A 20,385-nucleotide genomic window follows, 5' to 3' on the forward strand; every position below is an offset into this window, starting at 1 on the left:
AAAACCGCGCGATCATCGCTGAAAGCGCAATGGCCGGTGGTTTACTGGAATTGGTTTTCGCGGAACCCGCTATTTAAACCGGTTTTCCGTTGGCCGTCAATAGTTTAGCCCGCTTCTGACGCAGCCGACGTTTCCCGGGCGATGTGATCGGTCCCTGTGGATAACTCACTTTCGGCTCCGTTTTGGCGTTAGAATCTCGCCTTACTTCCCAAAAATGTTGCACGTCGCTCCGGCACGCTTGTCCCGCAGACCCTTGTGGCACAAGCGCCTGGGGCCGTTACGCCTGGCTGCTCAGGGCCTTGTTGCGCGCGCGCGACAGGGGCAGCGGCGACCGCCGTGCACACCATAACGATAGCAACTTGATGAACGAATTCTGGCAACACTGTTCCGCATTGCTGGAGCGTGAGCTTACGCCCCAGCAGTACGTGACGTGGATCAAACCCTTGGCCCCGGTCGCCTTCGACGCCGATGCGAACACGTTGAGCATTGCCGCGCCGAACCGCTTCAAGCTCGACTGGGTCAAGAGCCAGTTCTCCGGCCGCATCGCGGATATGGCCCGCGATTTCTGGCACGCGCCGGTGGACGTGCAATTCGTACTGGACCCGAAGGCCGGTATGCGCGGCCCGGCGGCCGCAGCGCCGGCTCCGTCGTCGGCGCGCCCGGCTTCGACCGCGCCGCAAGGCGGTAATGCCGGCGGCGTCGCAGCCGTGGATGCCGCTGTCGGCGCCGTGCAGGCCGCGCATGCCGCGCGCGCGAATCCTGCGGCCGCGGCAGCGGCGCTCGCCGCGCAAAGCGCGAATCCGCGCAGCGCCGCCGAAGACGCCGCCGACCTCGATCTGCCGAGCCTCGACGCAAACGAAGCTGCCGCTGGGCGCCGCACGTGGCGGCCCGGCCAGGGCGCGGGCGCGGCGGCAACCAGCGAAAGCGACTCGATGTACGAGCGCTCGAAGCTGAACCCCGTCCTGACCTTCGACAACTTCGTGACCGGTAAGGCGAATCAGCTCGCACGTGCCGCGGCGATCCAGGTCGCCGACAACCCCGGCATCTCGTATAACCCGCTGTTCCTGTACGGTGGCGTCGGCCTCGGCAAGACCCACCTGATCCACGCGATCGGCAACCAGTTGCTGATGGACAAACCCGGCGCGCGGATTCGCTACATTCACGCTGAACAGTACGTGTCCGATGTCGTGAAGGCGTACCAGCGCAAGGCGTTCGACGACTTCAAGCGCTACTACCACTCGCTCGACCTGCTGCTGATCGACGATATTCAGTTCTTTTCGGGCAAGTCGCGCACGCAAGAGGAATTCTTCTACGCGTTCGAGGCGCTGGTCGCAAACAAGGCGCAGGTGATCATCACGAGCGATACATATCCGAAGGAAATTTCGGGTATCGACGATCGCCTGATCTCGCGCTTCGACTCCGGCCTGACGGTGGCGATCGAGCCGCCCGAACTCGAAATGCGCGTCGCGATTCTGATGCGCAAGGCGCAATCGGAGTTCGTGAGCCTGAACGAGGACGTGGCGTTCTTCGTCGCGAAGCATCTGCGCTCGAACGTGCGCGAGCTCGAGGGCGCGCTTCGCAAGATCCTCGCGTATTCGAAGTTCCACGGCCGCGAAATTACGATCGAACTGACCAAGGAAGCGCTGAAAGATCTGCTGACGGTGCAGAACCGGCAGATTTCGGTGGAAAACATCCAGAAGACGGTCGCCGACTTTTACAGCATCAAGGTCGCGGACATGTATTCGAAGAAGCGTCCGGCGAACATCGCGCGGCCGCGGCAGATCGCGATGTACCTGGCGAAGGAACTGACGCAGAAGAGCCTGCCGGAAATCGGTGAGCTGTTCGGCGGGCGCGACCACACGACGGTACTGCACGCGGTGCGCAAGATCGCCGACGAGCGCAGCAAGGACGCGCAGTTGAACCACGAACTGCACGTGCTGGAACAGACGCTGAAGGGCTAAACGAGCTGGCCACACGCGACCGTGAAACGGACGTGGGCGGCAGGAATCGGTGCGAAGTAGAGAAACGGGCAGGGGACCAACAACCCGGCGGCGCAGCCGGGTCCTGGCGGGGAATGAAAAGGAACGCGACGGTAAACGAGCCACAGCGACGCAAAGGCGGCGAACCCGTGACGAATCTGCGACGCAACGGGCCCGAAGTGGCGGAAAAACGCGCCCGCGAACCGGTAGCACCGGGCAGCGGCGTGAGAGACCATCGGCAACCCGGACCACGCCCCGCAAAATCGACCTGTTTATTCCCGAACTCGCCCCCATTTTAGTGAGGCGGTCCCGTTTTCAGGCACAATACAGGTTTAACCGCCCGGCGGCGACGGGCGGATTTCACGCCGTGTCGGGCGCTTTTCATGGCGCCGGCGGGGAGCCGTGGCTGCACGCTGAAATGCTTGTCCCGTAAGGCGTGCAGGCCGTTATATCAACGAAGGAACCCTATGCAACTGGTCAAGACCGAACGCGACAACCTCCTCAGGCCGCTGCAAACCGTGAGCGGCATCGTCGAACGCCGCCATACGTTGCCGATCCTCGCCAATTTGCTGATCACCAAGAACGGTCCTGACGTATCGTTCCTGTCGACCGACCTCGAGTTGCAGATCACCACGCGCGCCGATTTCGGCGTCGGCGGCGATTCGGTCGCGACCACGGTGGCGGCGCGCAAGCTCCTCGACATTCTGCGCGCGATGCCCGACGGCCAGGTCACGCTGACGCTGAATGACAAGCGCCTGACCGTGCAATCCGGCAAGAGCCGCTTTGCGCTGCAAACGCTCGCGGCGGACGAATTCCCGACCGTTGCTCAGGCTAAAGACTACGGCGCGAGCCTCGTGGTTCCGCAAAAGACCTTCCGCCAGCTGCTCGGCATGGTCCATTTCTCGATGGCCCAGCAGGACATCCGCTACTACCTGAACGGCATGTTGCTGGTGGTGGACGGCGACCAGCTGATGGCGGTCGCAACGGACGGCCACCGTCTCGCGTTCTCGTCGATGAAGATCGAGGGCTCGTTCGCGCGCCAGGAAGTGATCATTCCGCGCAAGACGATTCTCGAGCTGCAGCGCCTGCTCGAAGACATCGACGACACGCTGAACATCGACATCGCGCAGACGCAGGTCAAGTTCACGTTCGGCCAGGTCGAACTCGTGTCGAAGCTCGTGGAAGGCAAGTTCCCCGACTTCCAGCGCGTGATTCCGAAGTCGCACAAGAACAAATTCCAGATCGGCCGTGAAGAACTGCAACGCTCGCTGCAACGCGCGGCGATTCTGACGTCGGATAAGTTCAAGGGCGTGCGCTGCATCGTCGAGCCGGGCCAGTTGAAGATCATGTCGACCAACGCCGATCAGGAAGAGGCACAGGAAGAACTGGAAATCGCATACGACGGCGACAGCGTCGATATCGGGTTCAACGTCACGTATCTGCTCGACGTGCTTGCGAACCTGAAGGTCGACATGTTGCAGGTGAGCCTGGGTGATGCCAGCTCCAGCGCGTTGATCACGATTCCCGAGAACGACGAATTCAAGTACGTGGTGATGCCGATGCGCATCTGACGCGTCCAACATCAAGAAGAACACCAAGGGGCGCAGCGCCCCTTTGGCGTTTTTATGGCGTTTTGAAAAGTCCAGAGCAGCAATCTCGCAGTAACGCAGAACCGGAAAAAATCCATGACTGACATGAACAATACGCAGCCCGATAACAGCTACGGCGCCTCGTCCATCCAGATCCTCGAAGGTCTGGAAGCCGTGCGCAAGCGGCCTGGAATGTACATCGGGGATACATCGGATGGCACCGGTCTGCATCACCTCGTGTTCGAAGTGCTCGACAACTCGATCGACGAAGCGCTCGCCGGGCATTGCAACGACATTCAGGTGATCATCCACGCGGACAACTCCGTGTCGATCACCGACAACGGCCGCGGCGTGCCGACCGGCCTGAAGATGGACGACAAGCACGATCCGAAGCGCAGCGCCGCCGAAATCGTGATGACCGAGCTGCACGCCGGCGGCAAGTTCGACCAGAACAGCTATAAGGTGTCGGGCGGCCTGCACGGCGTGGGCGTGTCGTGCGTGAACGCGCTGTCGGCGTGGCTGCGCCTGACGGTGCGCCGCGACGGCAAGAAGCACTTCATGGAATTCCATCGTGGCGTGCCGCAGAACCGCGTGCTCGAGGAAATCGACGGCGTGGTCACGTCGCCGATGCCGGTGATCGGCGACACCGAAAACCGCGGCACCGAAGTGCATTTCATGGCCGATGAGACGATCTTCGGCAACGTCGAATATCACTACGACATTCTCGCCAAGCGGATTCGCGAACTGTCGTTCCTCAATAACGGCGTGCGGATTCGATTGCTGGATCAGCGCTCGGGCAAAGAGGAAGATTTCGCGTTCGTCGGCGGCGTGAAGGGTTTTGTCGAGTACATCAACAAGAACAAGTCCGTACTGCACCCGAACATCTTCCACATCATGGGTGAAAAGGATGGTGTGGGCGTCGAAGTGGCGATGCAGTGGAACGACAGCTACAACGAAAACGTGCTGTGCTTCACGAACAACATTCCACAGCGCGACGGCGGCACGCACCTTACGGGGCTGCGTGCGGCGATGACGCGCGTGCTGAACAAGTACATCGCCGATCATGAGGTCGCGAAGAAGGCGAAGGTCGAAACCTCGGGCGACGACATGCGTGAAGGGCTGTCGTGCGTGTTGTCGGTGAAGGTGCCGGAGCCGAAGTTCAGCTCGCAGACGAAGGACAAGCTGGTGTCGTCGGAAGTGCGCGCGCCGGTGGAAGAAGTGGTCGCGAAGGCGCTCGAGGAATTCCTGCTCGAAACGCCGGGCGACGCGAAGATCATCTGCGGCAAGATCGTCGATGCGGCGCGTGCGCGCGACGCGGCGCGCAAGGCACGTGAGATGACGCGTCGTAAGGGCGTGCTCGATGGCGTTGGTTTGCCTGGGAAGCTCGCGGATTGCCAGGAGAAGGATCCGGCGAAGTCGGAGATTTATATCGTCGAGGGTGACTCGGCGGGTGGATCGGCGAAGCAGGGCCGGGATCGGAAGTTTCAGGCCATCTTGCCGCTGCGCGGTAAGGTGCTGAACGTCGAGAAGGCGCGTTATGACAAGCTGCTGTCTTCCGAGCAGATCGTTACGCTGATTACGGCGCTCGGGTGCGGGATCGGCAAGGAAGACTACAACCTCGACAAGCTGCGTTATCACCGCATTATCATCATGACCGATGCTGACGTGGACGGTGCGCACATTCGGACGCTGTTGCTGACGTTCTTCTATCGGCAGATGCCGGAGATGATCGAGCGCGGGTATATCTATATTGCGCAGCCGCCGCTGTACAAGATCAAGGCGGGGAAGGACGAGCGGTATCTGAAGGATGAGTCGGAAGTTAATGCTCATATTCTTCGGCTCGCGTTGCAAGGGTCGGAGCTGGTGGCCTCCGAAGGTGCGACACCGATTACTGGGGATGCACTCGGTGAGTTGGCTCGGTCTTATCTGTTGGCACAGGCGGTGGTCGATCGTTTGAGCCGGCTGTATGACGCTGGGGCACTCGAGGCGGTGATGGATGGCGTCGCTGTCGATCTCTCCAGCGAGCAGGCGGCCGAGGCTTCGGCTCGCGCGCTCGAAGCCAAGCTGCGAGATGATGCGCTGAAGCCTGATGTGACCGTGAGCACGATGTATGACCCTGTGCGGGAACTGCGGTCTCTGCGCGTCGCGCGGACGCATCATGGGAATCAGAAGATTTCCGTGATCGACGAAGAGTTTCAGTTGACTGCGGATTATCAGCAGCTTGTTAATACCGCTAATACGTTCAAAGGCTTGATCGGTGCGGGTGCTGTGATCAAGCGTGGGGAGCGGAGTATGGCTGTCACCGACTTCAAGAGTGCAATGAAGTGGTTGCTGGCTGATGCTGAGCGGAATATGTCCAAGCAGCGCTATAAGGGCCTCGGTGAGATGAATCCTGAGCAGCTTTGGGAGACGACCATGGATCCGCAAGTGCGGCGTCTTCTTCGGGTGCAGATTGAGGATGCGATTGCTGCTGATGGCATCTTTACTACTCTCATGGGTGATGATGTGGAGCCGCGTAGGGCTTTCATTGAGTCTAATGCGTTGAGGGCGGGGAATATTGATGTTTGAGGGTTGGTGTAGATAGCCACATAGCCCGTTTTCGTAAATAGATCGTCTCCGTATGAAGCGGAACTGACCTATACAACTGCCTCATGGCGACGGAGCCCGTTGCAGACGCAAAGGTCACAATTGCAACAACTTATTTTCCAGTAAGCATTGTGACCCCGACAATCGAGCGCAACTTATCCACACCCGGCTCTGGAAAACCTTTGTAAAAGCAGCCGAACACGCTGTGGGCGAAATCTTGATAAATGCGCAACGTTTACACGCCGACAAAAAATTGTCCCTCGCTCCGTTAACCTGTCCGCCCGCGCTCCCGAGGGTTATCAATTCCGCAGCGCGTTGATCCGTAAACGAACTTCCAAGTTATCCACAGCCGAATGCGCCGCTTGTTAACTATTACTACATATACATATACGAAGACTATAAAACCGGAGAAGCAAGCCAGAGCCCGCGCAACGTATACGCGCACAACAACAGCAACATCCCCACAAGCAGGAGCAGAGAACCCCCCATTCGCAAGAAATCCGCTCCGCGATGCAACCGTAAATGCCGCACGGTCGTCGTGACCGTCTCGCCACACATAGCCTGATAAATCCGGTGCCAGTGATACGGTGGCAAACGGACAATCTCTGCAAGCCATCCGATATCCAGCGGTTCGTCGAGGTGATCGTAGATATGGTCGAGCACGCGTGCGAACCGCGTTTCGTATCGAGCCCGATGATCTGATTCGCACATGACAGGCTAGACCGCAGAAAATTGGCGCGAGAGGATGCGAACAAAGTATCACGTCGGGGCGTGTCGGCCGTTTACCAAAACCTGTGGACTTAACGCGGTCCGCGACACGCGGATTAAGCGCCTGTTGACCGCGAAATGCGCACGCGCGTGAGCGCGAGTGCCAAACGCGCAGCACCGGTAAACACCGCAAACCCCGCAACGTGACGCTGCCCCAATTTGGCGCTATCGTGTAATACACACCACCAGCAGCAAGCAGCAAGCAACCCGCAGCATCTAACCGCCGTTCCAATTCCTCTTCACGTCCGCGCGAAGCAATGGAGCCGCAACCATGAGCTACACCGAGTCCATCGGCAGTCGCACATACCGCTTCGCCGATTTGAAGACCCTGCTCGCCAAATCGAGCCCACAACGCTCGGGCGACCAACTCGCAGGCATTGCAGCAGCGAGCGAAGAAGAGCGAGTCGCCGCCAAAATGGCGCTAGCCCAAGTGCCGCTACGTACGTTCCTGAACGACCCGCTGATCCCCTACGAATCCGACGAAGTCACCCGCCTGATCATCGACGACCACTCGCCCCAAGCCTTCGCCGAAATCTCCCATCTGACCGTAGGCGACTTCCGCAACTGGCTGCTCAGCACCGCAACCGACACCGACGCACTCACCCGCATCACCCAAGGCCTCACAGCAGAAATGGTCGCCGCGGTGTCGAAGCTGATGCGCAACCAGGACCTGATCGCCGCCTCCCGTAAACGCCCGGTCATCACCCGCTTTCGCAACACGGTCGGTTTACCGGGCCGCATGTCCGTACGCCTGCAACCGAACCACCCAACCGACGACGTCAAAGGCATCGCCGCCTCGATGCTCGACGGCCTGATGTACGGCTGCGGCGACGCCCTAATCGGCATCAATCCCGCCAGCGACAACCTCGCCGCGATCACAAAACTGCTGCTGATGATCGACGACTTCCGTCAGCGCTATCAGGTCCCGACGCAATCATGCGTGCTCACGCACGTAACGAGCACGATCGCCGCGATCGAAAAGGGTGCGCCTGTCGATCTGGTGTTCCAGTCGATCGCCGGCACCGAGAAAGCGAACGCGAGCTTCGGCATCTCGCTCGCTGTACTGCAGGAAGCGTACGACGCGGGGTTGTCGCTCAAACGCGGCACCGTCGGCAGCAATCTCATGTACTTCGAAACGGGGCAGGGCAGTGCGCTGTCGGCCGATGCGCATTTCGGCGTCGACCAGCAGACCTGCGAGGCGCGCGCCTACGCGGTCGCGCGCAAGTTCAAGCCGTTTCTGGTGAACACGGTGGTCGGATTCATCGGCCCCGAGTACCTGTATGACGGCAAGCAGATCACACGCGCGGGTCTCGAGGATCATTTCTGCGGCAAGCTGCTCGGCGTGCCGATGGGCTGCGACATCTGCTACACGAACCATGCCGAAGCGGATCAGGACGACATGGACAATCTGCTGACGCTGCTCGGCGTCGCGGGCATCAATTTCATCATGGGCGTGCCGGGTGCGGACGACGTGATGCTCAACTATCAGAGTACGTCCTTTCACGATGCGCTGTACGTGCGCGACGTGCTCGGTTTACGGCGCGCGCCTGAATTCGAGGAATGGCTGGAGTCCATGCAGATCATCGACGAACGCGGCGCGTTGATCGGCGCATCGGCGCGGCAACCGCTGCTCGAAGGCGCGCGCGACTGGATGGGGATCGCATGAGCGAGAACGACGCACTCGACAAGGACCCGTGGAACGCGCTGCGTCGGTTTACGCAGGCGCGCATCGCGTTGGGCCGCGCGGGCAACAGCCTGCCGACCGCGCCATTGCTCGCGTTCAATCTGGCGCACGCGCAGGCACGCGACGCTGTGCATCATCCGCTCGATGCGGACGCGCTGCACGCACAATTACAAGAACAAGGTTTCAACACACTCGACGTGCATAGCGCCGCGCCGGATCGCGAGCATTATTTGAGGCGGCCTGATTTGGGGCGGCGTCTGTCGGATGAGAGCCGTGCGACGCTTGCGCAACTGCCCACGCAATCGAGCGATGTGCTTTTCGTGATCGGTGATGGCCTATCGGCGTTCGCCGCATCGAAGCACGCTGTACCGTTGCTGCAGGCTATACATCCAAAGCTCGCGGATTGGACCATCGGTCCCGCAGTGATCGCGCGTCAGGCGCGCGTTGCACTCGGCGACGAGATCGGCGAATTGCTCGACGCGAAAATCGTCGTGATGCTGATCGGCGAGCGGCCGGGCTTGAGTTCGCCCGATAGCCTCGGCATCTACATGACCTACGCGCCGAAAGTGGGTTGCAGCGACGCGCAGCGCAACTGCATTTCGAACGTGCGCCCCGAAGGGCTCGGCTATCCGCAGGCCGCGCACAAGCTGCACTACCTGCTTACGCAGGCGAAAAAACTGACACTCACAGGAGTGGGTTTGAAAGACGACAGCGAGGAGCAACTGGCGAGCGTGCCGGCGCACCCAGCAGTGAGCGACGGTTCAACGTAGGACGCAGCGAGCGTCAACCTCGCACGCCCGCTCACTTTCGCAACAACCTCAACCCATTTCCCACCACCAGCAAGCTCGCACCGACATCGGCAAACACCGCCATCCACATGGTGCCGAAGCCCATCAACGTCAGCACGAGAAACACGCTCTTGATGCCCAGCGCGAGCGAGATGTTCTGCACCAGCACCGCATACGTCGCTTTCGACAGCCGGATGAACGCCGGAATCTTGCGGAGATCGTCGTCCATCAGCGCGACGTCGGCGGTTTCGATCGCGGTGTCGGTGCCCATCGCACCCATCGCGAAGCCTATGTCGGCGCGTGCGAGCGCGGGCGCATCGTTGATGCCGTCGCCGACCATGCCGACCGTCGCGCCATCACTGGACCATTGCGCGACCGCATCGAGCTTGTCCTCGGGTAACTGATCGCCGCGCGCTTCATCGACGCCGACCTGCCGCGCGATCGCCTCGGCGGTGTGACGGTTGTCGCCGGTCAGCATCGCGGTGCCGACGCCGAGCCGCCGCAATTCGGCGACGGCGGCGCGGCTCGTGTCCTTCACCGTGTCAGCCACCGCAAACAGCGCAAGCACGCGCTGCGCGTCGGCGAGAATCACGACGGTTTTGCCCTGCAGTTCGAGCGCATCGAGACGGGCTTCGAGTTGCGGCGAGCAGCGGCCCAGTTCTTCGATCAGGCGATGATTGCCGAGCCAGTACCCGATACCGTCGATGTCACCGCGCACGCCACGTCCAGCGATCGCTTCGAACGCATCGACGTGCAGGTGTTCGACGCGGTCGTCATTTGCGGCAGCAGCAATCGCCATCGAAACAGGATGATCGGAGCGGCCGGCGAGGCTGGCCGCGAGCATGCGATAGCGGAGCGCGTCGGCCTCATCGCCAACCACCGCAAATTCCGTCTGCACCGGCTTGCCATGCGTAATGGTCCCGGTTTTATCGAGGGCGAGCCGGGTCAGCTTGCGCCCCTGTTCGAGATAAACGCCGCCCTTGATCAAAATCCCCTTGCGCGCCGCTGCCGCGAGTCCGCTGACGATCGTCACCGGCGTCGAAATCACGAGCGCGCACGGACACGCGATCACGAGCAGCACCAGCGCCTTGTACACCCACGCGTGCCACGCCCCACCGAACACCAGCGGCGGGACCAGAGCGACGGCGAGCGCAATCGCGAACACGATCGGCGTATAAACGCGCGCGAATTCATCGACGAAGCGCTGCGTCGGCGCCTTCGTGCCCTGCGCCTCCTCGACTGCGTGGATGATGCGTGCGAGCGTCGTATTGCCGGCAGCCGCCGTCACGCGATACTCGAACGAGCCCGCCTGGTTGATCGTGCCGGCGAACACGGCGTCGCCAGTCGCTTTGTCGACAGGAAGGCTCTCGCCGGTGATCGGCGCCTGATCGACGCTCGAGCGGCCCGCGACGATTTCGCCATCGAGCGCGATCCGCTCGCCCGGTTTCACGCGCACGAGCGTCCCTGGCACGATCGCGTCGACGCGGACGAGCTGCCACGCGCCATCGGGTTGCTGCGCGCTGGCTTCTTCGGGTGCGAGCCGCATCAGTCCTTCGATCGCGTTGCGCGCGCGGTCGAGCGAGCGCGCCTCGATCAGCTCGGCAATCGTAAACAGCACCATCACCATCGCCGCTTCGGGCCACTGACCGAGCAGCGCCGCGCCGGTCACGGCGATGCTCATCAGCGCGTTGATGTTCATATTGCCGTTGCGCAGCGCGAGCCAGCCCTTGCGATACGTCGTGAGGCCGCACGAGACGATGGCGACGATCGCCATAGCCGCCACGACCCAGGTGGGCGCGCCGAGCCAGCCAGCGGCTTCTGCGGCCCCCGCGACGATGCCAGCGACGATCAGGGGCCACCATGGCTTGCGCGTGGCGTCCGTAATCGGTTGGGGTGCCGCGTTGGCGTTGGCACCGCTGCCGGCGTCGCTTGCCAGTTCGGGCGTGAAGTCGAGCGAACGCAGCGCGGCGAGAACCGATTCGAGCGCCTCCGGCGCATGGACTACGGTCAGCACGCGCTGCATCAGGTTGAAGTGCATGCTACGCACAGCGGGCATACGGCCGAGCTTCTTGCGGATCAGCGCTTCCTCGGTCGGGCAGTCCATCTGCAGGATGCGCATTGCGGTGCGCAGATCGCCGCCGACAGCTTCGGAAGGCGGCAGCCGCACCGACGCCGGCGCGAACCCGGTGGAGGAGCCGCAGCAAGCGCCAGCAGCGTGATCATGGGCATGGCCGTGCACATGATCATGACCGTCATGATGATCATGCCCTTCATGCCGATGACCGCCGACCGCGTCGCCGCCACAAGCATGTTCACCGCCATGCGCATGTCCACACCCGTCACCCGTGCCCCTGCCATCAGCATGGTCGTGCCGCGCCTCGACGTCGCCGCAACCCCCGTGCGTACAGGCTTCGTCGAGTTCCGAACGATCGGTGGCAATACGGTCGGTGTCAGGCATTGGTGGCTTCCTCGTGAGTTTTGTGGTCTAGTAAACACCTTGAAGCCACTACAAGGTCAAGGCCGCGTGGAGGAAGGGTTCATGAAAATCGGCGAACTGGCGAAAATCGCCCATTGCACGACGGAAACCATCCGTTTCTACGAGAAAGAGCGCCTGCTGCCCGAGGCGGAGCGCACCGAGGCCAATTACCGCAGTTACACGGCAAAGCATGTCGAGCGCCTGCGTTTCATCCGCAATTGCCGCGCGCTCGACATGACCCACGACGAAATCCGCGCCTTGCTGCGTCTGACCGACGCGCCGGCGAACGGCTGCGGCGGCATGCATGCGCTGATAGACGAGCACGTCGCGCACGTCGACACGCGTATCGAAGAACTGCAGCAGCTGAAGGCGCAACTGACAACGCTGCGTGACCAATGCCACGGCGAGCATCCGGTCGAAGACTGCGGCATCGTGCACGGCCTGACCGACATGGATGTGGCCGTGCCGCGTCCGCGGCATACGCATCTCGGCTGACGCCGTGCCGGCCTTCGAACGACGCTAGCGCGACAAGACGCAGCGCCGGCGCAACAACCTCATACACGGCAAGGCCGCGCGTGCGACCTTGCCGTTCGATCATCGAATCCAGTTGGAGAATCAACGTGTTCACCTGTAGAAACCAGTCCTGCAGCGCTCAGTGGGAGCAATCCGACGTCGTCATCAAGAACGAAGGTCAGGGGCTCCTGTTCCGCTGTCCGCTGTGCGGCGCGCGCAATTACGTCGAGCGTTTCGACGGCGATGACGGCGAGGTGCTGTACGAGCAGCTGCCGGGCCGCCCGGATCAAGGCCCGATGGCCGAGTAATCGCGATTCCTACAGACGACACTATGAACAGTCCCACCCACGCCGGCGCCGCATTCAGCGAACTGCCGCTACCGCCCGCGATGCTCGCGAATCTGACGCAGCTCGGCTACGTCGAAATGACGCCGATCCAGGCCGCCAGTCTGCCGATCGCGCTCGGCGGCCATGATCTGATCGCCCAGGCGAAGACCGGCAGCGGCAAGACCGCGGCGTTTTCGCTGGCGCTGCTCGCGCGTCTCGACGCGCGCAAATTCGACACGCAGGCAATGGTGCTGTGTCCGACGCGCGAACTTGCCGATCAGGTCACGCAGGAAATCCGCCGTCTCGCGCGCGCGGAAGAAAACATCAAGGTGCTGACCTTGTGCGGCGGAACGCCGATGCGTCCGCAGACGGCAAGCCTCGAACACGGCGCGCACGTCGTGGTCGGCACGCCGGGCCGCATCATGGATCACCTCGAACGCGGCACGCTCGTGCTGCAAGCGCTGAACACGCTGGTCCTCGACGAAGCCGACCGCATGCTCGACATGGGCTTCTTCGACGACATCGCGAAGGTCGCGCGGCAATGCCCGAAGGAGCGGCAAACGCTGCTGTTTTCGGCGACGTACCCGGAGGGCATCGCGAAGCTGAGCCAGCAATTCCTGCGCAACCCGAAGGAAGTCAAACTCGCTGAGCGGCACGACGACAGCAAGATCCGTCAGCGCTTCTACGAAGTGACCGAAGACGAGCGTCTGCACGCGGTCGGCCTGCTGTTGAATCACTATCGTCCGGTCAGCACGATCGCGTTCTGCAACACGAAGCAGCAGTGTCGCGATCTGCTCGACGTGCTGCGCGCGCAGGGCTTTCATGCGCTCGCGCTGCACGGCGAACTCGATCAGCGCGAGCGCGATCAGGTGCTGATCCAGTTCGCGAACCGCAGCTGCTCGGTGCTCGTCGCGACCGACGTCGCCGCGCGCGGCCTCGACATCGCGCAACTCGAAGCGGTGATCAATGTCGACGTGACGCCGGACCCGGAAGTGCACACGCACCGCATCGGCCGCACGGGCCGCGCCGACCAGGAAGGCTGGGCGCTCAGTCTCGCGAGCATGGACGAGATGGGGCGTGTCGGCGGGATCGAGCAGGTGCACAAGCGCGACGTGGAATGGCACAAGCTGGCCGAGCTGAAGGCGGCCAGCAACGACCCGCTGCTGCCGCCGATGGAAACGCTGCAGATCCTCGGCGGCCGCAAGGACAAGATCCGTCCCGGCGATGTGCTCGGCGCGCTGACCGGCGACGCCGGTTTCGCGGGCTCGCAGATCGGCAAGATCAACGTGACCGACATGTCGACCTATGTTGCGGTGGAGCGCAGCATCGCGCGCGAGGCGGTGCGCCGGCTCAGCGCGGGCAAGCTGAAGGGGCGCAAGGTCAAGGTTCGTTTGATGGACGAAGCCTGATTCACCCGAAGCGCCGGCTTTCCTTGAAAGTCCGATAACTCGAAAAAGAGCGGCCGCGTTAGCGGCCGTTTTCGCAACCGGGCCGCATAGCATCACATTCCTTCATACCTACGCAGTTACCCGCAGCCCCCGAAGTCTCCCCCGCGTTCCCGCAAACCGTGATCCCGCCTGCTTTGGCCCGCGTCGGGCGGCTTCGCGCGAGCCATGACGAAAATGCATGCCACGCATGACAAAGTTTCGATTGTGAGCATTCTTTGGCTGATGCCTAATCACCCCACTGGAAGGAACGCCCCGCCGCCGCCGTTTCGTGCGGCCGCCCGCGGCTGAAGAAAGGGAGAAAGTCTTATGCAGAGCGCCATGCAAGCCCGCTCGAAATTGCCGGACGTCGGCACCACCATCTTTACCGTGATCGGCCAACTGGCCGCGAAACACGATGCGTTGAACCTGTCGCAGGGCGCGCCGAACTTCGCGCCGGACCCGCAGCTCGTCGACGGCGTCGCGCAAGCGATGCGCGCCGGCCACAATCAGTACGCGCCGATGGCCGGCATCGGCGCGCTGCGCGAAGCGCTCGCCGACAAGGTCGAAACGCTGTACGGCGTGCGCTACGACCCGGCCAGCGAAGTGACCGTACTCGCGAGCGCGAGCGAAGGGCTCTATTCGACGATCAGCGCGCTCGTGCATCCGGGCGACGAAGTGATCTACTTCGAGCCGTCGTTCGACAGCTACGCCCCGATCGTGCGCCTGCAGGGCGCGAAGCCGGTCGCGATCAAGCTGTCGCTCGATCACTTCCGCGTGAACTGGGACGAAGTCGCCGCCGCGATCACGCCGAAGACGCGCATGATCATCGTCAACACGCCGCACAATCCGACCGCGACGATTTTTGGCGACGCCGATATCGAGCGGCTGAAGGCGCTCACGCGCAGCACCGACATCGTGATTCTGTCCGACGAGGTCTACGAGCACGTCGTGTTCGACGGCGCGAAGCATCAGAGCATGGCGCGCCATCGCGAACTCGCGGAGCGCAGCGTGATCGTGTCGTCGTTCGGCAAGTCGTATCACGTGACCGGCTGGCGCGTCGGCTATTGCCTCGCGCCCGCCGCGCTGATGGAGGAAATCCGCAAGGTCCATCAGTTCATGGTGTTCTCCGCCGATACGCCGATGCAACACGCGTTCGTCGACGCGCTCGCCAATCGCGACAGCTACCTCGGCCTGTCCGACTTCTATCAGAAGAAACGCGATCTGCTCACTCGCGCGCTGCGCGAATCGCGCTTCGAGCTGTTGCCGAGCGAAGGCAGTTTCTTTATGCTCGCCCGGTTCCGCGGCTTCTCCGATGAGAGCGACAGCGATTTCGTGCTGCGGCTGATCCGCGACGCGCGCGTCGCGACGATTCCGTTGTCGGCGTTCTACACCGATGGCACGGATTCGGGGCTGATTCGCCTGAGTTTCTCGAAGGACGACGCGACGCTGCTCGAAGGCGCGCGGCGCCTGTGTGAAATCTGAGCGCGCAAGAGCACACTCCAGGTATCGAAGTGATCAAGGTATTCGAAGCAAGAAGGGAGACATTATGAAATTACTCAAGTGCTTGTTGGCGCTGGCCTGTGCCGGCGCGTCGCTCGCCACATGGTCGGCCGCCAGTGCCGCCGATACCGCGACGCTGCGTTTCGGCCTCGAAGCGCAGTACCCGCCGTTCGAATCGAAAGGACCGAACGGCGAACTGCAAGGACTCGATATCGACGTGGGCAACGCGGTCTGCGCGGCCGCGCATATGACGTGCAAGTGGGTCGAGACCTCGTTCGACGGCCTGATTCCCGCGCTGCAGGGCCGCAAGTTCGACGCGATCAATTCGGCGATGAACGCGACCGAACAGCGCCGCCAGGCGATCGATTTCACGACCGTCGTCTATCGCGTGCCGTCGCAGCTGATCGCGCGCAGCGACAGCGGCCTGCAGCCGACGCCTGAGTCGCTGAAAGGCAAGCGCATCGGCGTGCTGCAAGGCTCGATTCAGGAGACCTTCGCGAAGGTGCATTGGGAACCGGCCGGCGTGACCGTGCTGCCGTATCAGGATCAGAACCAGGTCTATACCGATCTCACCGCGGGCCGTCTCGACGGCACGCTGGTGCTCGCGCCGGCCGGTCAAACGGGTTTTCTGTCGAAGCCCGAAGGTAAGGGTTACGGGTTCGTCGGTCACCCGGTGCGTGACGACAAGATTCTCGGCAGCGGCATCGCATACGGCATTCGCAAGGGCGATACCGCGCTGCGCGATCAGTTGAACGCCGCGATCGCGAAGGTGCAAGCCGATGGCACGGTGAAGACGCTCGCCGCGAAATACCTCGGCAATATCGACGTCAGCGCGAAGTAATCGCGTCGTGGTCGGCTGGCGGCGCCGTTCGTGAGCGGCGCCGCGCGCTCGCTTGTTGGCCATGCGTTTGACGGCTAGGATACGTAGGCGTCGCGAAGTCGCAGACAACGGCGAAGGCGGCGGATCAACCGGAGAGCGCGCATGAGCGAGAAGATCGAAGCGGCAGGCGCTGCGAACACCGCGCGCGCGAAAGGCGCAGAGACTCCACGCTTCTGGCGCAGCGACGCGCTACCGTTCATCGAAGCGCGCTCCATCGACGATGGCCGCAAGGTCTGCTACGCCAAACATTCGCACGAAACGTTTTCGATCGGCGCGGTGACGGGTGGCCGCAGCGTGTATCTGAACCGCCACGCGCGAGAATGGATCGGCGCGGGCGCCGTCGTGATGATGAACCCCGATGATGTGCACGCGTGCAATCCGGTTGCCGGCGAGCGCTGGTCGTATCGGATGCTGCACGTCGACGTTGCGTGGTTCACCAAACTGCAGCACGAGCTGGGCTTCAACGAGAACCATGCGTTCCGGGCGTTTTCGCAAATCATGACGCTCGACGCCGCGTTGTTCGACGGCCTGAACCGGCTGTGCGCGATTCTCACCAGCAACGACGACGACATCGACACGCTGCGCAAGGAAAGCGCAGCCATCACTTTCTTCTCCAACGTGCAGCAAACGCTCAATCCGGCGGGACTGCCCGAGCGCGCCGCGAGCGGCCAGCTCGCGCGCGCCGCGGAGTACATCGCCGAAAACTGCACGAGCGCGCTGAAACTCGACGACGTGTGCTCAGCCGCCGGGCTGTCCGCTTCACATCTGATCCGCGCGTTCAAGCTGCGCTATGGTATGACGCCGCACGCATATCTGATCAACCGACGCATTCAGTACAGTCGCGCGCAACTGCGGCGCGGGGCGCTGATCGCCGAGGTCGCGCTCGATGCCGGCTTCGCCGATCAGGCGCACTTGCAGCGCACCTTCAAGCGGCTGGTGGCGGCGACGCCGGGCCAATATCGCAGCTGAGCGTTTCGCGGCGCGGTGAAGCCGCATCGGCGAGCAGGCGCGACTCGGGTCATTCCACGAGCAGATACATCGCACTGAGCGCGAGCAGCGCCGCCATCACGCGATTGAACACGCGGACCCGCTTCGCCTCACGCAGATGTCTGCGCAAGAACGTGCCGGCATAGGCCCAGCTCGCTATCGATAGATAGCAAATCACGAAGTACAGCGCCGCGAATTGCCAGACGAGCCCGCCGTCGCCGCCTGCCGCATACGCGCCCATGCCGGCCAGCGACGCGAGCCACGCCTTCGGATTGAGCCATTGCATCGCCGCCCCGTGCGCGAACGACGGCCCGCGCGCCGGCTTGTCCGCGCCGAGCTGGCCGTTATCGATGGTGAGCTTGTAGGCCAAGTAAAGCAGAAAGCCCACGCCCGCCCATTTGACGATCGCGACCAGATCGGGAAAGCGCGCGAGCAATTCGTGCAGTCCGAGGCCGATCAACAGAAGCAGCAACGTGAAGCCGACCGTCGCGCCAGTGACGTGCCGCAGACTCGCGGCGAGTCCGTGCTGCGCGCCGGCGCTCAGCGCGACGACGTTGACCGGGCCGGGAGAAATAGAACTGGCGAGCGCGAACGCGGCCATCGAGAGTAATGCGGTCATTGGATGCCTCGAAACGTGAGTGTGCGAATGGATTGCGACGCTCAACGGTAACGAGAGGGCAAGGGCATGTATTGAAGGAAATTACCCAATCCGAAACCAAAACATAATGCGGCGACGCGGTGACTCGATAACAAACACGCGTTTGATTTTAGAAATAATTACGCGCAAACGTTACCGAAAAAATTAATTTTTGAATGATCCGGCAAATTGTACCTATCGATAGTTATGATATGTCCCTATGCGGCGCGCAAGTATTCGGCCCGATAAACAGGCCGAGATCTCGAAAAACCAGCGATACAGGGCTTAACGACTTACGCGCAAGAAGTTAATGCATCGAGCGCGTGGTGAATGCTTTGCATCAGTATCAATAGGCCGGTCCGTTTCTAATGGAACGACCAGTCGAATGGATAAAGGGAGTGCATGTGGGTCCCCATGTGAGCAGGCAGAAAATTGCGGACGAATTGAACGAGCTGTGTCTCGCGTTATTCGACGGCTGGTGCGAGCGCAGATGCGTGATTCCGCTCGCGTATCTGCTGCACGTCTGGCCGATCGTCGATGCGACGCAGCGCTCGTTCAAGCGACTGCGCGACAACCTGCGTGATCTCGAATGCTGGCATTTGAACGATCTGTCCGACGAAGATAGCGGGAGGATTCGCTATCTGCTGGGTGTTTTGTCCCAACAAACCGGAAGCGTAGTGAGCACCTCGACAAACTGACTCCCGCCGTCGGAAACGCAGAGCACATGATCCACAGAAGGAAGGGCCGGTTTCGCGTGCTGATCGCACGGGCGCACAGATGGCAGGTGCCGCGCGATGGCGTCATTGTCGCGGGATGCGGCGTGGTGCTGGCAATGCTCGCGCTGTGCGGCTACACGCTGTATCAGAGCCGCGAGGATGCGATTGAGCGTGCATTAGATTCGACGCGCGATGTCGCGACGATCATCCAGCGCGACATCGCGCGCAATTTCGAGTTGTACTCGCTGTCGCTGCAGGCCGTCGCCGACGGCCTCGGGCGTCCGGGCGTGCTCGATTCGCCACGGTTGTGGCGCGAGATCCTGTTCGATCGCGCGGCGACCGGGCAATACGTCGGCGCGATGGTGGTGCTCGACGGACTAGGCAATGTCGTGATCGATTCGGAAAACGACGTGCCCCGTAGGGGAAACCTGTCGGACCGCCAGTACTTCAGGATTCATCGCGAAGATCCGAATTTCGGACTCTATGTCAGCGCGCCGTATAACTCGAGACTCAGACCGGGTTCGCGCAGCATAGCGCTGAGCCGGCGACTGTCGCGGCCGGATGGATCGTTTGCGGGAATCGTCGCGCTCGGTATCGATCAGGAGTATTTCGCGAGCCTGTTCGCGGACCTGCGGATCGGGCAGCACGGCTCGGTGTCGATCATCAGAACGGACGGCACGATCATCGTGCGACGGCCCGACGATCGAAACCTGACGGGCAGCGATATCAGCAAGACGGAGTTCTTCCAGCGCCTGCTCGCGAAAGACGAGCGCAGTTTTATCGCGTCTTCGCCGCTCGATGGCGTCGAGCGCGTCTACTCGTTCAGACGGATTCCACAATTGCCGCTGATCGTCCTGGTCGCCAATTCGACTGCCGATATCTACGCCGGCTGGTGGAAGCGCGCGCTGACGATTGGTTCGCTGATGCTGATCCTGGGGGGCGGCGTGATCGTGTTGGCGGCGTGGCTCGGCGCCGAGTTGCGGCGTCGACAGCGGGTGGAGCACGAACTCGAACGGCTTGCCGGCACGGACGGCCTCACCGGCCTGCCCAATCGCCGCGCGCTGTGCGAAACGCTCGACCGCGAATGGCTGCGCGCGCGCCGTACGGGCAGCGTGTTGTCGCTGCTGTTCGTCGATATCGATCACTTCAAAGCCTACAACGATACGTATGGCCACCAGGCAGGCGACGTCGCGCTGACCGCGGTCGCGCGCTGCATCCGTAGGGTGAGCCAGCGGCCGGGTGATTGCGTCGGCCGATACGGCGGCGAGGAGTTCGTCGTGGTGCTGCCGGATACCGACGTGACCGGTGCCGAAGTGGTCGCCGAGAAAATCCGCGCGGCGATCGACGAGTTGGACATCGCGCACGTGGGCTGCGAGTTCGGTCGGGTGACGGTCAGCATCGGCGCGACCATGTCGCGGCCGGATCGGGCGATGGATGTCGGCGCCGTCGTTCGGGCTGCCGATGAGGCGTTGTATTCGGCAAAGGCCGGTGGCCGGAATATGGTCGCGCAGATGCGAGTTGGGTGACCG

The 20,385-nt window shown here is 62.2% G+C and carries 15 protein-coding genes; 13 read left to right on the plus strand and 2 right to left on the minus strand.

Features of this window, described 5'->3' with window-relative positions; translation table 11 throughout:
• Positions 1-362 precede the first annotated feature (362 nt).
• From dnaA to eutC, 5 genes are all read left to right on the plus strand, one after another.
• Entirely contained in the window at positions 363-1,961 is a 1,599-nt protein-coding gene (dnaA, locus tag BC1002_RS00005) for a chromosomal replication initiator protein DnaA (RefSeq protein ID WP_013088023.1), read from the plus strand.
• A gap of 485 nt (positions 1,962-2,446) precedes the next feature.
• The gene (gene dnaN / locus BC1002_RS00015) at positions 2,447-3,550 is read left to right on the plus strand and encodes a DNA polymerase III subunit beta (RefSeq protein WP_013088024.1); all 1,104 of its coding nucleotides are present in this window, start codon (positions 2,447-2,449) and stop codon (positions 3,548-3,550) included.
• 114 nt (positions 3,551-3,664) lie between these two features.
• Positions 3,665-6,136 (plus strand): DNA topoisomerase (ATP-hydrolyzing) subunit B, encoded by a 2,472-nt coding sequence (gyrB, locus tag BC1002_RS00020; RefSeq protein ID WP_013088025.1) that lies wholly within the window; start codon positions 3,665-3,667, stop codon positions 6,134-6,136.
• 1,057 nt (positions 6,137-7,193) lie between these two features.
• Positions 7,194-8,588, plus strand: coding sequence for an ethanolamine ammonia-lyase subunit EutB (locus tag BC1002_RS00030; protein WP_013088026.1), 1,395 nt, complete (start codon positions 7,194-7,196; stop codon positions 8,586-8,588).
• Complete coding sequence (eutC, locus tag BC1002_RS00035; protein ID WP_013088027.1) at positions 8,585-9,376, plus strand: ethanolamine ammonia-lyase subunit EutC; 792 nt, start codon at positions 8,585-8,587, stop codon at positions 9,374-9,376. Before BC1002_RS00030 ends, eutC begins: the two co-directional genes overlap by 4 nt.
• Before the next feature lie 31 nt (positions 9,377-9,407).
• Here eutC and BC1002_RS00040 read toward each other — a convergent pair whose 3' ends face one another.
• Positions 9,408-11,852, minus strand: coding sequence for a heavy metal translocating P-type ATPase (locus BC1002_RS00040; protein ID WP_013088028.1), 2,445 nt, complete (start codon positions 11,850-11,852; stop codon positions 9,408-9,410).
• A gap of 81 nt (positions 11,853-11,933) precedes the next feature.
• On the opposite strand from BC1002_RS00040, the gene cadR reads away from it, so the two are divergent.
• From cadR to BC1002_RS00070, 6 genes are all read left to right on the plus strand, one after another.
• Positions 11,934-12,365: a Cd(II)/Pb(II)-responsive transcriptional regulator gene (cadR, locus tag BC1002_RS00045; protein ID WP_013088029.1), complete on the plus strand. Its 432-nt coding sequence runs from the start codon at positions 11,934-11,936 to the stop codon at positions 12,363-12,365.
• Between the two features lie 125 nt (positions 12,366-12,490).
• Positions 12,491-12,691: a hypothetical protein gene (locus BC1002_RS00050; RefSeq protein ID WP_013088030.1), complete on the plus strand. Its 201-nt coding sequence runs from the start codon at positions 12,491-12,493 to the stop codon at positions 12,689-12,691.
• 23 nt (positions 12,692-12,714) lie between these two features.
• Positions 12,715-14,118 carry an ATP-dependent RNA helicase DbpA gene (dbpA, locus tag BC1002_RS00055; RefSeq protein WP_013088031.1) on the plus strand — a complete coding sequence of 468 codons (1,404 nt, stop codon included), beginning with the start codon at positions 12,715-12,717 and terminating at the stop codon, positions 14,116-14,118.
• Between the two features lie 345 nt (positions 14,119-14,463).
• Positions 14,464-15,618, plus strand: coding sequence for a pyridoxal phosphate-dependent aminotransferase (locus BC1002_RS00060; protein ID WP_013088032.1), 1,155 nt, complete (start codon positions 14,464-14,466; stop codon positions 15,616-15,618).
• 64 nt (positions 15,619-15,682) lie between these two features.
• Complete coding sequence (locus BC1002_RS00065) at positions 15,683-16,477, plus strand: ABC transporter substrate-binding protein (RefSeq protein WP_013088033.1); 795 nt, start codon at positions 15,683-15,685, stop codon at positions 16,475-16,477.
• 141 nt (positions 16,478-16,618) lie between these two features.
• Positions 16,619-17,485, plus strand: a complete 867-nt coding sequence (locus BC1002_RS00070) for an AraC family transcriptional regulator (protein WP_013088034.1) — start codon at positions 16,619-16,621, stop codon at positions 17,483-17,485.
• Positions 17,486-17,534: 49 nt separating this feature from the next.
• Here the strand turns inward: BC1002_RS00070 and BC1002_RS00075 are convergent, their stop codons facing one another.
• Positions 17,535-18,122, minus strand: coding sequence for a LysE family translocator (locus BC1002_RS00075; protein ID WP_013088035.1), 588 nt, complete (start codon positions 18,120-18,122; stop codon positions 17,535-17,537).
• A gap of 434 nt (positions 18,123-18,556) precedes the next feature.
• Between BC1002_RS00075 and BC1002_RS00080 the strand changes: the two genes are divergently transcribed.
• Both BC1002_RS00080 and BC1002_RS00085 read left to right on the plus strand, forming a co-directional pair.
• Positions 18,557-18,838 (plus strand): hypothetical protein, encoded by a 282-nt coding sequence (locus BC1002_RS00080; RefSeq protein ID WP_041734235.1) that lies wholly within the window; start codon positions 18,557-18,559, stop codon positions 18,836-18,838.
• Between the two features lie 26 nt (positions 18,839-18,864).
• A complete protein-coding gene (locus BC1002_RS00085; RefSeq protein WP_013088037.1) occupies positions 18,865-20,382 on the plus strand; it encodes a sensor domain-containing diguanylate cyclase in 1,518 nt (505 codons plus the stop codon).
• The last annotated feature ends 3 nt before the right edge of the window (positions 20,383-20,385 follow it).

It is taken from the genome of Paraburkholderia atlantica (assembly GCF_000092885.1).
GTDB classification, from domain to species: Bacteria; Pseudomonadota; Gammaproteobacteria; order Burkholderiales; family Burkholderiaceae; genus Paraburkholderia; species Paraburkholderia atlantica.